This is a genomic window from Bradyrhizobium sp. CCBAU 11430 (genome assembly GCF_028128855.1).
Classification (GTDB): domain Bacteria; phylum Pseudomonadota; class Alphaproteobacteria; order Rhizobiales; family Xanthobacteraceae; genus Bradyrhizobium; species Bradyrhizobium ottawaense.
The window spans coordinates 26,952-39,906 of record NZ_LBJV01000060.1; the positions used below are offsets into that span (position 1 = coordinate 26,952).

Sequence of the window (12,955 nt, forward strand, 5' to 3'; positions counted from 1 at the left end):
GCGCGCGTGACAGCTCCCTCGACCAACACGGCCAAACCTGCAACTGGCATCTCCGCTCTCCTGAAGACGGCTTTCGTCAATGCGCTGATCGCGTTGGTGCTGTTCTCGCTGATGATCGGCATCCGCACCGAGGCGGGCTCCTCCGGCCAGCTCACCTATTGGACCCGCTTCGGCGACCTCGCGTCCATCGTCGCCGCCGTGTTCGGCGGCTCGATCGCGATCGAGCTGCTTCGGCAATGGATCGGCCCGACCGGCGCCGAGAAGCTGGTGCCGCCGGCGGTGCAAAGCGGCATATCGTTCATTGGCCGCTACCTCGCGCCGGCGCTCCTGATCTTCACGCTGCTGGTGCCGGTGATCTTCTATAACCAGCGCTACATCCTCGACCTCGCGATCCTGGTGCTCACCTATGTCATGCTGGGCTGGGGATTGAACGTCGTGGTTGGGCTCGCGGGCCTGCTCGATCTCGGCTACGTCGCCTTCTATGCTGTCGGTGCCTATTCCTACGGACTGCTCGCCACCAATTTCGGCTGGTCGTTCTGGATCTGCCTGCCGCTCGCCGGCATCCTCGCCGCCTTCTGGGGCGTCCTGCTCGGCTTCCCCGTGCTGCGCCTGCGCGGCGACTATCTCGCCATCGTGACCCTCGCCTTCGGCGAGATCATCCGCTTGGTCATCATCAACTGGCAGGATCTCACCGGCGGCCCCAACGGCGTCTCCGGCATTCCCCGCCCCACCTTCTTCGGTATCCCGCTCGACAACAGCGACGACGGGCTCGCCGCCAGGCTCGGCATCGAATATTCGCCGACGCACCGCATCGTCTTCCTGTTCTACCTGATCCTGGCGCTGGCGCTGCTCACCAACTGGGCGACGATCCGCCTGCGCCGCCTCCCGATCGGACGGGCCTGGGAAGCCTTGCGCGAGGACGAGGTCGCCTGCCGCGCGCTCGGCATCAACACCACGACCACCAAGCTCACGGCGTTCGCGACGGGTGCGATGTTCGGCGGCTTTGCCGGCGCGTTCTTCGCCACCCGGCAGGGCTTCATCAGCCCGGAATCCTTCACCTTCCAGGAATCGGCGCTGGTGCTCGCCATCGTCGTCCTCGGCGGCATGGGCTCGCAGCTCGGCGTCGCGCTGTCCGCGCTCGCCATGATCGGCGGCTTCGAACTGTTCCGAAGCCTGGAGGGCTATCGCATGCTGGTGTTCGGCATGGCCATGGTGCTGATCATGATCTGGCGGCCGCGCGGCCTTATCGGCCATCGCGCACCGACCGTGTATCTGACCAAGGCGCAAGCGATCTCCTCCGACCTCGTCAAGGAAGGGCACGGATGAGCGGCGACAAGATTCTCAGCGTCGACCGACTCGCCATGCGTTTCGGCGGCATCGTTGCCGTGCAGGACCTTTCTTTCGCCGCCGAGCGGAAGAAGATCACCGCGTTGATCGGGCCGAACGGCGCCGGCAAGACCACCGTCTTCAACTGCATCACCGGGTTCTACAAACCGAGCGGCGGCGCCATTCGCCTCAGCCATGCCGGCGGCAGGACGATCGCGCTGGAGCGGCTGAACGATTTCCGCATCGCCAAGCAAGCCAAGGTGGCTCGCACCTTCCAGAACATCCGGCTGTTTCCCGGCATGACCGCGCTGGAAAACCTGATGGTGGCGCAGCACAACGCACTGATGCGCGCCTCCGGCTTCACCTTCCTCGGCCTGATCGGCGCTCCCGGCTATCGCGATGCCGAAAAGCGCGCGATTGATCTCGCCACGGACTGGCTCAAGCGGGTCAATCTGCTCGACCGCGCCGACGATGCCGCAGGCAATTTCGCCTATGGCGACCAGCGCCGGCTCGAGATCGCGCGCGCAATGTGCACCGAGCCCGCGCTTCTGTGCCTGGACGAGCCCGCCGCCGGCCTCAATGCGCGCGAGAGCGCGGCCTTGAGCGAGCTCCTGCTCTCGATCCGCGACGAGCTCGGCACCTCGATCCTCCTGATCGAACATGACATGTCGGTGGTGATGGAGATCTCCGACCACATCGTGGTGATGGACCATGGCGTCAAGATCGCCGAAGGCACGCCGCGCGAGGTCCGCGACGATCCCAAGGTGATCGCCGCCTATCTCGGCGCCGACGAGGAAGAGGCGGCAGCCGTGATGGAGGGCGGGTCGTGACCGCGGCGCCCTCTCCCCTGCTCGCGATCCGGGGCTTGCGCGCCGCCTACGGCAAGATCGAGGCGCTGAAGGGCGTCGACGTCGAGATCAATGCCGGCGAGATCGTGGCGCTGATCGGCGCCAACGGCGCCGGCAAGTCGACGCTGATGATGACGATCTTCGGCAAGCCGCGCGCCCGCGCCGGCCAGATCCTGTATGAAGGCCGCGACATCACCGACGTCCCGACCCACGAGATCGCGCATTTGCGTATCGCGCAATCGCCGGAGGGCCGCCGCGTCTTCCCGCGCATGAGCGTGGCGGAAAACCTCCAGATGGGGGCGGATGCCACCGAATGCACGGAGGGCGAACGCGAGGCGACGCTGCAACGCGTCTTCACGCTGTTTCCGCGCCTGAAGGAACGCTACGCCCAGCGCGGCGGAACGCTGTCCGGCGGCGAGCAGCAGATGCTGGCGATCGGCCGCGCCTTGATGAGCCGTCCCCGCCTGCTCCTGCTCGACGAGCCCTCGCTTGGCCTTGCGCCGCTGATCGCGCGCCAGATCTTCGATGCGATCCGCACCCTGAACCGGCAGGACGGCCTGACCGTCCTGATCGTCGAGCAGAACGCCAACCACGCCCTCAAGCTCGCCCATCGCGGCTACGTCATGGTCAATGGCCTGATCACGCTGGCCGGTACCGGCGCCGAATTGTTGCAGCGCCCCGAGATTCGCGCTGCCTACCTGGAGGGCGGCCGGCACGGCTGACCGGCCGGCAAGCCCGACCCGCGTGCGGCCGAATGTGGCGAGATATCTCTGCCGATGCCCGTATTTTGCCGGTGACTTCTCGGTAAATTCATTCGAGAATGGCGTTGGTTTGGACCGGGCACGCCCGGCAACTTCCACAGGCGACCACCCGCGAGGTATCTCATGAAGTCACTGAAGCTCATCGGTCTGGCATTCGGCGCGTCGATCGCGCTGTCGAGCGCGGCGTTCGCGCAGGATGTCACCGTCGCAGTCGCAGGCCCGATGACCGGCGGCGAGTCCGCCTTCGGCCGCCAGATGAAGAACGGCGCCGAAATGGCCGTGGCCGATATCAATGCCGCAGGCGGCGTCAACGGCAAGAAGCTCGCGCTTTCCGTCGAGGACGACGCCTGCGACCCGAAGCAGGCGCGCTCGATCGCCGAAAAGATCGCCGGCGCGAAAATCCCGTTCGTGGCCGGGCACTATTGCTCGTCGTCGTCGATCCCGGCTTCGGAAGCCTATGCCGACGGCAACGTGCTGCAGATCACGCCGGCCTCGACCAATCCGCTGTTCACCGAGCGCAAGCTCTGGAACGTGGCGCGCGTCTGCGGTCGTGACGATCAGCAGGGCCTGATCGCGGCGCAGTACATCGCCAAGAACTTCAAGGGCAAGAACATCGCGATCCTCAACGACAAGACCACCTACGGCAAGGGTCTTGCCGATGAGACCAAGAAGGCGCTCAACAAGGCCGGCGTCACCGAGAAGATGTACGAGTCCTACAACAAGGGCGACAAGGACTTCAACGCGATCGTCTCGCGCTTGAAGCGCGACAACATCGACCTCGTCTATGTCGGCGGGTACCATCAGGAGAGCGGCCTGATCCTGCGTCAGATGCGCGACCAGGGCCTCAAGACCGTGCTGATGGCCGGCGACGCGCTCGCCGACAAGGAGTACGCCTCCATCACCGGCCCGGCCGGCGAAGGCACGCTGTTCACCTTCGGCCCCGATCCGCGCAACAAGCCGACCGCGAAGAAGATCGTCGAGGCTTTCAAGGCCAAGAATATCGACCCGGAGGGCTACACCCTCTACACCTACGCGGCGATGCAGGTGTGGTCGCAGGCGGCCAAGAAGGCCGGCACCACCGACGCCAAGAAGGTCATGGAGGCGATGAAGGCCGGCAAGTGGGACACCGTAATCGGTCCGGTCGAGTATGACGCCAAGGGCGACATCAAGCAGATCGACTACGTCGTCTACAAATGGGACGCCAAGGGCAACTATGCCGAGATCAAGGGCAACGGCACCTAAGCCCGCTTGCCGCGCCCTCGGACCGCCATACGATCGTCTCCACGCCCCGGCTTGCCCGGGGCGTTTCTTTTCGCAGCGGGTTCAGACGGCTGCAGGCAGCTCGCCGCTGGCCGCGGCCTGGGCTTTCCGAAGCGCTTGCAGGAGATCGTTCGGCCGAAACGGTTTCTGCAGGCAGACCACGTTGGCCAGGTGGGACGACTGCTCCATGAAATCCAGCGCCGTCATTCCGGACACCGCAACGACGGGAAGCCCCGGCGCCTGCTCGCGCAGGGTCGCGATGACGTCGACACCGCTGACGTCGCCAAGGAAAATATCGACAATCGCCGCGTCAAAAGAGCCTTCCGCAAAGGTTTTCAGCCCGGCCGCACCGCTGTCGGCCTCGGCAACCTCGTAACGGTTGACCCGAAGCACGATCGCGACCATCGCGCGCACGTCCTTCTGGTCGTCGATGATGAGAATACGAGGCATGGGAATGACCCCCACAGATCGATCCAAATCGTATGATTCAAACCTGGAACCCGCCGCGGCGGCAGGGCATTATGACACCGCCCAGTAAAGCGCATCTTACCCGATCCCTATTCCGCGCTCCCACCAAAATTAAGTAAGCTGTAACCTTCGGTTGAGTCGTCACTGCAACAGTTCACGACACGCGCCCGGAACGGGCTACCGTGGGGGGCCGTCAAGTCTGCCGTATCCTGGAACTGCGGAGATGCTCAAAACGGGTCTGCATGAGATGAACGTGCCTGCGATCGACCGAAGCACATTTCTTTCAACTCTGCCGGCCGCATCGGCCGACCGGACCGCGGCAATGTGGATCGTCGGCATCTCTTCGATCCTGTTCGCCTTGGCCGTGCCGTTTGCAGGTATCCAGCTGCCGCCGGTCCCCGCCTTCGTCGCGAGCTACCAATCCGCCCTGGCGGTGAGCGACATCATCACGGCTGTGCTGCTGCTGTCGCAGTTTTCGGTGCTGCGGACCCGCGCCCTGTTGTGGCTGTCGACCGGCTACCTGTTCACCGCCGCGGCAGCGCTGGTCCATGCCCTCACCTTTCCCGGCCTGTTCGCGCCGACCGGGCTGTTTGGCGCCGGCAGTCAGACCACGGTCTGGCTCTACATGGTCTGGCACGGCGCCTTCCCTCTGTTCGTGCTGGGCTATGCCTGGCTGAAGGAAAAGGACGGCGGCCCCAGGGTCCGGGGCACGACAAGCAACGTGATCTACGCCATCGTGCTCGGCGTCGTCGCGACCATGGCTGCCTTCACCTGGATCGTCACCGCCCAGCACGATCTGTTGCCGGTCCTGCTCCGCGACAGCCGATACACACCGACCATGATCGGGGTCGTTTCCTTTGTTTGGTCACTGAGCTTCGCCGCGCTCGTTTCACTGTGGTTCCGGCGTCCGCATTCGGTGATCGACATATGGCTCATGGTCGTGATGTGCGCATGGCTGTTCGACATCGCGCTGTCTGCGATCGTCAACGTCGTGCGCTTCGATCTCGGTTTCTACGCCGGCCGTCTCTATGGCCTCTGCGCGTCGAGCTTCGTGCTGGCGGTGCTGTTGATCGAGAACGTTCGCCTCCAGGCCCGGACGGTGGGTCTTGTCGGCAGGCTGCGCGAGCAATCGGCGTCGGATCGCGACTTCTACGGCAAGCGCCTCGCCCTGTATGGCGCCGTCGTCGAATCCTCCAACGACGCCATCATCACCCAGTCGCTCAACGGCGCCATCACCGGCTGGAACCGTGCCGCCGAGCACCTGTTCGGCTATTCCGCCGCAGAGGCCGTCGGCAAGCCGATCGACATCATCGTGCCTGAGGATCGCAAGCCCGAAGTCAGGAGCATTCTCAATCGCATCAGCAGCAACGAGTCGATTGCCCAGCACGAGACGGTCCGTCTCAGGAAGGATGGTCGCGCGCTCGACGTCGTCCTCAACGTCTCGCCACTTCGGGCGGAGAGCGGCGAGATCATCGGCGCCTCCAAGATCGCCCACGACATCACCGAGGAGAAGCAATCCAGGGAAAAGCTTCGCCGCGAGATCGAGGAGCGCCAGCGCATCTTCGAGACTTCGCAGGACCTGATCCTGGTCACCGACGGTTTCGGCAATTTCATCCAGGTCAGCCCAAGCGTGAAGGACATCCTGGGCTTCAGCCCGGAAGATCTGATCGGGCACAGCGCCACCGAGTTCATTCACCCCGACGACCTCGATAGAACCCGGGAGGAGATGCGCGCGGCGCGGCGCGGCGCGGTCAAGCGCAGCTTCGAGGCGCGCTACTATCACTACGACGGTCACGAGGTCACGCTGAACTGGATGGGCACCTGGTCCGAGCCGGTGAAGCGTCACTTCTTCATCGGCCGGGATCTCACGGAGAAGCAGGCCGCCGAAGCCCAGTTCCGGCAGGTCCAGAAAATGGATTCCATCGGTCAGTTGACCGGCGGCGTCGCTCACGATTTCAACAACGTGCTGACCGTCATCACCGGCACGATCGGCATCTTGTCCGACGCGGTCGCCGACCGGCCCGAGCTGGCTGCGATCACCAAGCTGATCGACGACGCCGCCGAGCGCGGCGCGCAGCTGACCAAGCACCTGCTTGCCTTCGCCCGCAAGCAGCCGCTCCAGCCCCGCGAGATCGACGTCAATGCGCTGGCACTCGAAGCCGCCAAGCTGTTGCACCCCACTCTGGGCGAGCAGATCACCATCATGCCGCAGCTCACCGAGGATGCATGGCCGGCTCTGGTCGACCCCGGCCAGCTTTCCACGGCGATCCTCAATCTCGCGCTGAACGCGCGTGACGCGATGCCCGATGGCGGCACCCTGGTGCTGGAGACCCGCAACGTCTTCCTCGACGACGGCTATGCCAGCATGAATGCCGACATGGTCGCCGGCAGTTACGTGATGATCGCGGTCAGCGACACCGGCTCCGGAATTCCGCCGGAGTTGATCGACCGGGTGTTCGACCCCTTCTTCACCACCAAGGAGGTTGGCAAGGGTACCGGGCTTGGGCTCAGCATGGTGTTCGGCTTCGTCAAGCAGTCCGGCGGCCACATCAAGATCTACAGCGAGGAAGGCCACGGCACGAGCGTCAAGATCTACCTGCCGCGCTCGAGCGGCGTGCAGGAGACCGAGATCGAAGTGCTCCAGAACGCGCCCATCACGGGCGGCGACGAGAAGATCCTGATCGTCGAGGACGACGCACTGGTGCGGCAATACGTGGTGACCCAGGTCAAGAGCCTCGGCTACACCGCGCTCGAGGCCGCCAACGGCGCGGAGGCCCTGACCATCATCGACAACGACAAGACCATCGACCTGCTCTTCACCGATATCATCATGCCGGGCAACATGAACGGCCGCCAGCTTGCCGATGAAGCCGCCCGCCGCCGCCCCGACCTCAAGACGCTGTTCACCTCGGGCTACACCGAGAACGCCATCGTCCACCACGGCCGGCTGGATTCCGGCGTGCTGCTGCTGGCAAAGCCCTACCGCAAGTCCGAGCTTGCCAAGATGCTCAGGACGGCACTGGCGAGTTGAGCCTGCGTCCTCTCTGCGCTATCGCAGTTCGCGAACTGCACTCAACGATGAGGCCGCCTTGAAAAATCTGCTCACCGATATTGCCGGCGTCCGCGTCGGCCATGCCGAAGATACGAAAGTGGCCTCCGGCACGACCGCGATCATCTTCGACCAGCCGGCGGTCGCGGCGATCGACGTCCGCGGCGGCGGCCCCGGCACGCGCGAGGACGCGCTGCTCGATCTCGCCAACACCGTCGAGCGCATCGACGCGATCGCACTGTCAGGCGGTTCCGCGTTTGGCCTCGATACCGGCGGCGGAGTGCAGGCCTGGCTCGCCGAGCAGGGCCGCGGCCACCGGGTTCGGGAAGCACTGATCCCGATCGTGCCGGGCGCGATCCTGTTCGATCTGCTCAATGGGGGCGACAAGGCCTGGGGACGGTTCTCGCCCTATCGCGACCTCGGCTACGCCGCGGCGGCCGCCGCCGGCACTGACTTTGCGATCGGCAGCGCCGGCGCCGGCCTCGGTGCCACCACCGCAACGTTCAAGGGCGGGCTCGGCTCGGCCTCGGCGGTAACGCCTGATGGCGTCAAGGTCGCCGCGATCGTCGCCGTCAACGCGGTGGGAAGCGTCACCGTCGGCAACGGACCCTGGTTCTGGGCGGCGCCGTTCGAGGTGAACGGCGAGTTCGGCGGACGTGGCCTGCCGGACAAGTTCACCGACGACATGCTCCGCATGCGCATCAAGGGCGGTCCTTCCGCGAACGCGCGCGAAAACACCACCATTGGCGCCGTCGTCACCGACGCAGTGCTGACCAAGCCCCAGGCCAAGCGGCTCGCGATGATCGCGCACACCGGATTCGCCCGGGCGATCTATCCGGTGCATGCACCGACCGACGGAGACGTGCTGTTTGCGGCCGCGACCGGTGAGAAGCCGATCGATCCGCTGGTCGGCCTCACCGAACTCGGCACCGTCGCGGCCAACGTGGTCGCACGCGCAATCGCCCGCGGCGTCTATAGCGCGGCCGCGCTGCCGTTCCCGGGGGCGCAGCCGTCCTGGAAGGACCGGTTCGGCTAGAAACCGAAACGACGGATACGGCGTTATCCTGGCGGGCGAAGGTGTACCGCCATGCCGTCTTCCGTGATCCGCTTCTTTTGCTATGCGCCGGATACGCGCGAGCTGAAGGTGGCTTTCGTCAGCGGACGCCTCTATGTCTACGAGGATGTTCCGCCCGAGGTCGCCGCCGCGTTCAGGGAAACGCGCTCAAAGGGGGCGTTCTTCAACCACGAAATCCGCGACCGGTACGCCTATCGTGACATCACGCAGGAATATGCCGGCTAATCTCGGATGCCGCTCACACGCTCATCGACATCGACGAACCGGCAGCCGCCGAAGAACCCTGCCCGCCTTGCTGCTGCATCAACTGCGCGAACAGATCGTAAGCCGAGTTGCGGGGGCTGGAGGCGCCCGGCACCGTCGTCGACATCTTGAAGCCGTCGGCATAGGTGACGGTCGTCGTGGTCGAGCCGTCGGCAGCGGTCGTCGTGGTCGAGGTCGATCCGCCGCCGGACTTCGACGAGGAATCCGATCCATCGCCCGCGCCGCCGGCGCCTTGCGCGTGATGGTGTCCGTAGCCGCTCTTCAGCGCCTTCGACATCTCGTCAAGGCTGACGTTGCCGTCGGCATTCGCATCCAGCTTCGAGAAGACATCGTCGGCCTGCGCGAGGTTGGTGCCGCCGGCGCCCAGCGCGTCCTCGAACTCGGACTTGGTAATGCTGCCGTCGCCGTCCGCATCGATCTGCGAGAACAGATCCTTGAGCGCAGTCTCCCGGCCCTTCGACATCGAGGACGACGAACTCGACGAGGTCGAGCTCGCCGAACTGCTCGCGCCGTCGGTCGACTGGCTCTGCGCGGCGAGCAGCGCGTTCATGGTCTCCGGCGCGATCTGTGGAGGACTGCCTGAGCCGACCAATGAGGTCGTCATGCTGCCCGTGCTGCTGTCGATCGCGAACGGGTTGGTTGCGCCTTGCGAAGATCCGGCCTTCTGCGTTGACCCGGCCTTCTGCGTCGACGAGGACGACTTCGAGTTCGTCAGCGACTGGATCGCGTCGAGCGCGCTGGACACGGCGCCAAGGGCTAACAGCATTGCACAACTCCAACCGACGCGGCATGCCGCGGCCAATGTTCTGTCGGGTAACGTCAGCAAGCGTCGTGCCAGCGCAAAAAGTTCAATGAAATCCGCCGCCACCGCGCCTTGGACGGCGCGGGAACACCGGCAATTCATGCCGGTCGCGGCAGAAATTTCCGCCCACAGGAAGCACGCCTGCCCTGCATTGCCCGCCACGGAGGCCCATGTTAGGCGAGGCCCAATCTTCTTTCGGCCGCCACGGGAAACCGCGCCATGACCCAAGCCTTCGCCCCCCGCCCCCTGGCAATCGCGCCCTCGATCCTGGCCTCGGACTTCTCCAGGCTCGGCGAGGAGGTGCGCAGCGTCGACGCCGCCGGCGCGGACTGGATCCATCTCGACGTGATGGACGGTCACTTCGTTCCCAACATCTCCTACGGTCCCGACGTCATCAAGGCGATGCGCCCGCACACGAAGAAGGTGTTCGACGCGCACCTGATGATCTCGCCCTGTGACCCCTATCTCGAGGCCTTTGCGAAAGCCGGCTGCGACCACATCACCGTGCATGCGGAGGCCGGTCCGCATTTGCACCGCTCGCTCCAGGCGATCCGCGCGCTCGGCAAGAAGGCCGGCGTCTCGCTCAATCCCGGCACCCCGGTCAGCACGCTCGAATATGTCCTCGACCTCGTCGACCTCGTGCTGGTGATGTCGGTCAATCCCGGCTTCGGCGGCCAGGCCTTCATCCCTTCCGCGATCGGCAAGATCCGCGACATCCGCGCGATGACGGCCGGACGCCCGATCGATATCGAGGTTGATGGCGGCGTCGGCCCCGATGTTGCAGGCGCGCTCGCCGCGGCCGGCGCCAACGCCTTCGTCGCCGGCACATCCGTGTTCAGGGGCGGCACGCAGGAAGCCTACAAGACCAACATCGCCGCGATCCGCAATGCCGCGCTAGGAGCTCGCGGCGAAGCGATTTGAGCTGGATCAAACGGCATGGGCGGACGGCGGAAAATCCCGCGGCTTTTACGGGTGTTGTGACGCGTATTGCCTAAAATTGCACTCTTGATCCGTACTCATCCGGACTTCACTGATTCGCGCAAATCACCGCAAGTGACTCCTGCCTGCTTTTGACGGGAGCACATCATGACGACGACCCTGGTCTGGACTGGCGTAGCGTTGTGGTTCGGGTTCAACGCGGCGATTGCAACTCGCAGCCTCTTTGTCGCACGACCGGTGAAGACCGCGGCTTGTGCCCGCATCATCCACCTTCATCGTCGCCGGGGCTGAGCGCCATGCAGATCGCACTCGTGAAGCGCCAGCCGAAGCGCAGGTGCCGCATCCCCCGCCGCCCGCATCCGGGCCTCGACTATTTCTTCGGCCGCCTCGAGCGTGCCGATGGCGCACTCGGCGAGGATGCCGGGCTCGACAATTCGGACCTCGATCATTCGTTCCCGTCGCAGCGCCGACACTGAGACACTCTTTTCCGGACCACCTCCCATGAAACCGCACTGCCCGAACTGCCTCAAGGAAATGACCAAGGCATCCGCGTCGCGTAACCTGTTCAGTTGCGAGCCCTGCCGCGAGATCATCCAGTATTTCGGCGGCAGCGCAGATCACGGCGGGCCCGGCCCGCAATTCTGTTGGCCGATCCGCCGCAAGCGCACCGCTCACTCCGCCCACGCGGCCTGATCCAGCCTCAAATCGGCCAGGCGGCCTATCCCGGCACTTCGCCGGCATTGGGCTCGCCGGCTTCCCCCGCCATCCGCGGCGGCCGTACCACGGTGACGGTGCAGGCCGCTTCCGAAGCCACCTTGGCCGAGACGCTGCCGAGCAGCGTGCGCCTGAACGAGCCCTGCCGCGCGCCGATGATGACGTGGTCGACCTGGTTGACCTCGGCGAACTCCAGGATCGCGGCGGCGGGATCGACCGCCTCCAGCACATGAGCCGACAGCCGGCTCTCATCCAGCTTGAGCGGCGTCGCCCAATGCCTGAGCGCGACCAGGCGGTCGATATGCTTGTTGGACCCCTGCTCGTCCAGGGTACGGTCGATCGCGATCCGGTTCAGCTTGAGCACGTTGACACAGGCAAGCCGCGCTGACGGCAAGGTGGCAAGGATGCGCTCGGTGGTCACGCGCAGCGCCTCGTTCAACTCCGGTGCGCCTTCCACGGTGTCGAGCGCGACGGCGAGGATAGGGCTCGATGCGATTTGAGCGGCAACATCCGATTTCGCGCGCGGCGCCATGACGCCCTGGTTGAAGCGGCGCCGCCAAGCGACGCCGATGGGGTCGCGCTTCACCCGCTCCGAGCGCGCGGTGAGCTTGACCTGGTCCGGATGGGCGAGATCGAAGGCGAGCTGCGACGCCGTCGGATAGCGCCACACCGGCTCGATCTCGAGACATCGCAACACCACCTCCTGAAGCCAGGGCGGGTAGTCGGCGCGCAAGCTTCGCGGCGGATACGGATCGCGCCACAGCCGGCGCCGCATCGCGCGCATCGTCTCGCCCTCGCCGAAGGGCCGCTCGCCAGTCGTGAAGAAATAGAGCAGCACGCCGAGCGAAAACAGATCGCTGCGCTGATCGTCGCGCACCCCTGACAGCCGCTCGGGCGCCATGTAGGGCGCGGTGCCGTAAGGCAGGCGGAATTCCTCCTGCAGGAGATCCGGCAGGTGGTTGTGATGCGACAGGCCGTAGTCGATCAGAACCGCCTCGCCGCTATCGCGGAACATGATGCTGCTCGGCTTGATGTCGTGATGGATCACGTTCTGGCGGTGGAGATCGGCAAGCGCGGTTGCGATCTTGGCGACGAGCTGCCGCGCCTCGTCGTAAGGCAACGGCAGGTCGGGCAGCCGCTTGTAGAGCGTGGTCCCGCCGATGCGCTCGATCACGACATAGGCCTGGTGCGCGAAATCGCCGGTGCCGAAACAGGCCGGGACGTGCGGACCCGCCAGCCGCGGCAAGATCATCATCTCCATCTCGAAGGAGACGATCGCGGCGGGATCCTCGCCCTCCGACACCCGCGGAATCTTCATCAGCAAGGGCACGTCGATGCCGGGATGGGTGACCGTCCACAACGTCGCCATGCCGCCGGCATGAACGCATTCACCGATGGTGTAACCATCGATCAACGCGCCGGATTTGACCAGGGGCTTCGGCATCGCCG

General features: G+C 65.2%; 15 protein-coding genes. 12 read left to right on the forward strand and 3 right to left on the reverse strand.

The features are described from left to right. Positions 1-6 precede the first annotated feature (6 nt). The 4 genes from livM to XI04_RS19885 all read left to right on the forward strand — a co-directional run bounded on the left by livM (position 7) and on the right by XI04_RS19885 (position 4,177). Positions 7-1,326 carry a high-affinity branched-chain amino acid ABC transporter permease LivM gene (gene livM, locus XI04_RS19870; protein ID WP_028142894.1) on the forward strand — a complete coding sequence of 440 codons (1,320 nt, stop codon included), beginning with the start codon at positions 7-9 and terminating at the stop codon, positions 1,324-1,326. Then, positions 1,323-2,156 (forward strand): ABC transporter ATP-binding protein, encoded by an 834-nt coding sequence (locus XI04_RS19875; protein WP_028142893.1) that lies wholly within the window; start codon positions 1,323-1,325, stop codon positions 2,154-2,156. Before livM ends, XI04_RS19875 begins: the two co-directional genes overlap by 4 nt. Then, positions 2,153-2,896, forward strand: coding sequence for an ABC transporter ATP-binding protein (locus tag XI04_RS19880; RefSeq protein WP_026201689.1), 744 nt, complete (start codon positions 2,153-2,155; stop codon positions 2,894-2,896). The genes XI04_RS19875 and XI04_RS19880 overlap by 4 nt, the downstream gene beginning before the upstream one ends. Positions 2,897-3,058: 162 nt before the next feature. Beyond that, positions 3,059-4,177, forward strand: a complete 1,119-nt coding sequence (locus XI04_RS19885; protein ID WP_028142892.1) for a branched-chain amino acid ABC transporter substrate-binding protein — start codon at positions 3,059-3,061, stop codon at positions 4,175-4,177. A gap of 81 nt (positions 4,178-4,258) precedes the next feature. On the opposite strand, the gene XI04_RS19890 is transcribed toward XI04_RS19885, so the two are convergent. Beyond that, positions 4,259-4,645: a response regulator gene (locus tag XI04_RS19890; RefSeq protein ID WP_028142891.1), complete on the reverse strand. Its 387-nt coding sequence runs from the start codon at positions 4,643-4,645 to the stop codon at positions 4,259-4,261. Between the two features lie 241 nt (positions 4,646-4,886). On the opposite strand from XI04_RS19890, the gene XI04_RS19895 reads away from it, so the two are divergent. Genes XI04_RS19895 through XI04_RS19905 form a run of 3 tightly spaced genes read left to right on the forward strand, consistent with a single transcriptional unit; the run spans position 4,887 to position 9,012 of the window. Next, positions 4,887-7,694: a PAS domain S-box protein gene (locus XI04_RS19895; protein WP_028142890.1), complete on the forward strand. Its 2,808-nt coding sequence runs from the start codon at positions 4,887-4,889 to the stop codon at positions 7,692-7,694. A 58-nt stretch (positions 7,695-7,752) separates the two neighbouring features. Beyond that, positions 7,753-8,748, forward strand: coding sequence for a P1 family peptidase (locus tag XI04_RS19900; RefSeq protein ID WP_028142889.1), 996 nt, complete (start codon positions 7,753-7,755; stop codon positions 8,746-8,748). Between the two features lie 51 nt (positions 8,749-8,799). After that, positions 8,800-9,012 carry a KTSC domain-containing protein gene (locus XI04_RS19905; RefSeq protein WP_028142888.1) on the forward strand — a complete coding sequence of 71 codons (213 nt, stop codon included), beginning with the start codon at positions 8,800-8,802 and terminating at the stop codon, positions 9,010-9,012. A 13-nt stretch (positions 9,013-9,025) separates the two neighbouring features. Here the strand turns inward: XI04_RS19905 and XI04_RS19910 are convergent, their stop codons facing one another. Then, complete coding sequence (locus XI04_RS19910; protein WP_271623754.1) at positions 9,026-9,766, reverse strand: EF-hand domain-containing protein; 741 nt, start codon at positions 9,764-9,766, stop codon at positions 9,026-9,028. On the opposite strand from XI04_RS19910, the gene XI04_RS19915 reads away from it, so the two are divergent. The 5 genes from XI04_RS19915 (at position 9,654) to XI04_RS19935 (ending at position 11,485) form a co-directional block, all read left to right on the forward strand. Next, a complete protein-coding gene (locus XI04_RS19915) occupies positions 9,654-10,076 on the forward strand; it encodes a hypothetical protein (protein ID WP_244439157.1) in 423 nt (140 codons plus the stop codon). The genes XI04_RS19910 and XI04_RS19915 overlap by 113 nt on opposite strands. Then, positions 10,073-10,774, forward strand: a complete 702-nt coding sequence (gene rpe / locus XI04_RS19920) for a ribulose-phosphate 3-epimerase (RefSeq protein WP_028142886.1) — start codon at positions 10,073-10,075, stop codon at positions 10,772-10,774. Before XI04_RS19915 ends, rpe begins: the two co-directional genes overlap by 4 nt. A 165-nt stretch (positions 10,775-10,939) precedes the next feature. After that, on the forward strand, positions 10,940-11,083 hold the full coding sequence (locus XI04_RS19925; RefSeq protein WP_179879964.1) for a hypothetical protein: 144 nt from the start codon (positions 10,940-10,942) through the stop codon (positions 11,081-11,083). Between the two features lie 5 nt (positions 11,084-11,088). Then, positions 11,089-11,268 (forward strand): hypothetical protein, encoded by a 180-nt coding sequence (locus XI04_RS19930; RefSeq protein ID WP_271610358.1) that lies wholly within the window; start codon positions 11,089-11,091, stop codon positions 11,266-11,268. A 25-nt stretch (positions 11,269-11,293) separates the two neighbouring features. Beyond that, on the forward strand, positions 11,294-11,485 hold the full coding sequence (locus XI04_RS19935; RefSeq protein ID WP_028142885.1) for a hypothetical protein: 192 nt from the start codon (positions 11,294-11,296) through the stop codon (positions 11,483-11,485). A 25-nt stretch (positions 11,486-11,510) separates the two neighbouring features. Here the strand turns inward: XI04_RS19935 and XI04_RS19940 are convergent, their stop codons facing one another. After that, entirely contained in the window at positions 11,511-12,950 is a 1,440-nt protein-coding gene (locus tag XI04_RS19940; protein WP_028142884.1) for a serine/threonine protein kinase, read from the reverse strand. Between the last annotated feature and the right edge of the window lie 5 nt (positions 12,951-12,955).

Bases quoted from the DNA above. Each gene is read 5' to 3' on its own strand.
- rpe (WP_028142886.1), top strand. From the start codon at position 10,073: ATGACCCAAGCCTTCGCCCCCCGCCCCCTGGCAATCGCGCCCTCGATC.
- XI04_RS19875 (WP_028142893.1), top strand. From the start codon at position 1,323: ATGAGCGGCGACAAGATTCTCAGCGTCGACCGACTCGCCATGCGTTTC.
- XI04_RS19925 (WP_179879964.1), top strand. From the start codon at position 10,940: ATGACGACGACCCTGGTCTGGACTGGCGTAGCGTTGTGGTTCGGGTTC.
- XI04_RS19885 (WP_028142892.1), top strand. From the start codon at position 3,059: ATGAAGTCACTGAAGCTCATCGGTCTGGCATTCGGCGCGTCGATCGCG.
- XI04_RS19940 (WP_028142884.1), bottom strand. From the start codon at position 12,950: ATGCCGAAGCCCCTGGTCAAATCCGGCGCGTTGATCGATGGTTACACC.
- XI04_RS19895 (WP_028142890.1), top strand. From the start codon at position 4,887: ATGCTCAAAACGGGTCTGCATGAGATGAACGTGCCTGCGATCGACCGA.
- XI04_RS19915 (WP_244439157.1), top strand. From the start codon at position 9,654: ATGCTGCCCGTGCTGCTGTCGATCGCGAACGGGTTGGTTGCGCCTTGC.
- XI04_RS19930 (WP_271610358.1), top strand. From the start codon at position 11,089: ATGCAGATCGCACTCGTGAAGCGCCAGCCGAAGCGCAGGTGCCGCATC.
- XI04_RS19890 (WP_028142891.1), bottom strand. From the start codon at position 4,645: ATGCCTCGTATTCTCATCATCGACGACCAGAAGGACGTGCGCGCGATG.
- XI04_RS19905 (WP_028142888.1), top strand. From the start codon at position 8,800: ATGCCGTCTTCCGTGATCCGCTTCTTTTGCTATGCGCCGGATACGCGC.
- XI04_RS19935 (WP_028142885.1), top strand. From the start codon at position 11,294: ATGAAACCGCACTGCCCGAACTGCCTCAAGGAAATGACCAAGGCATCC.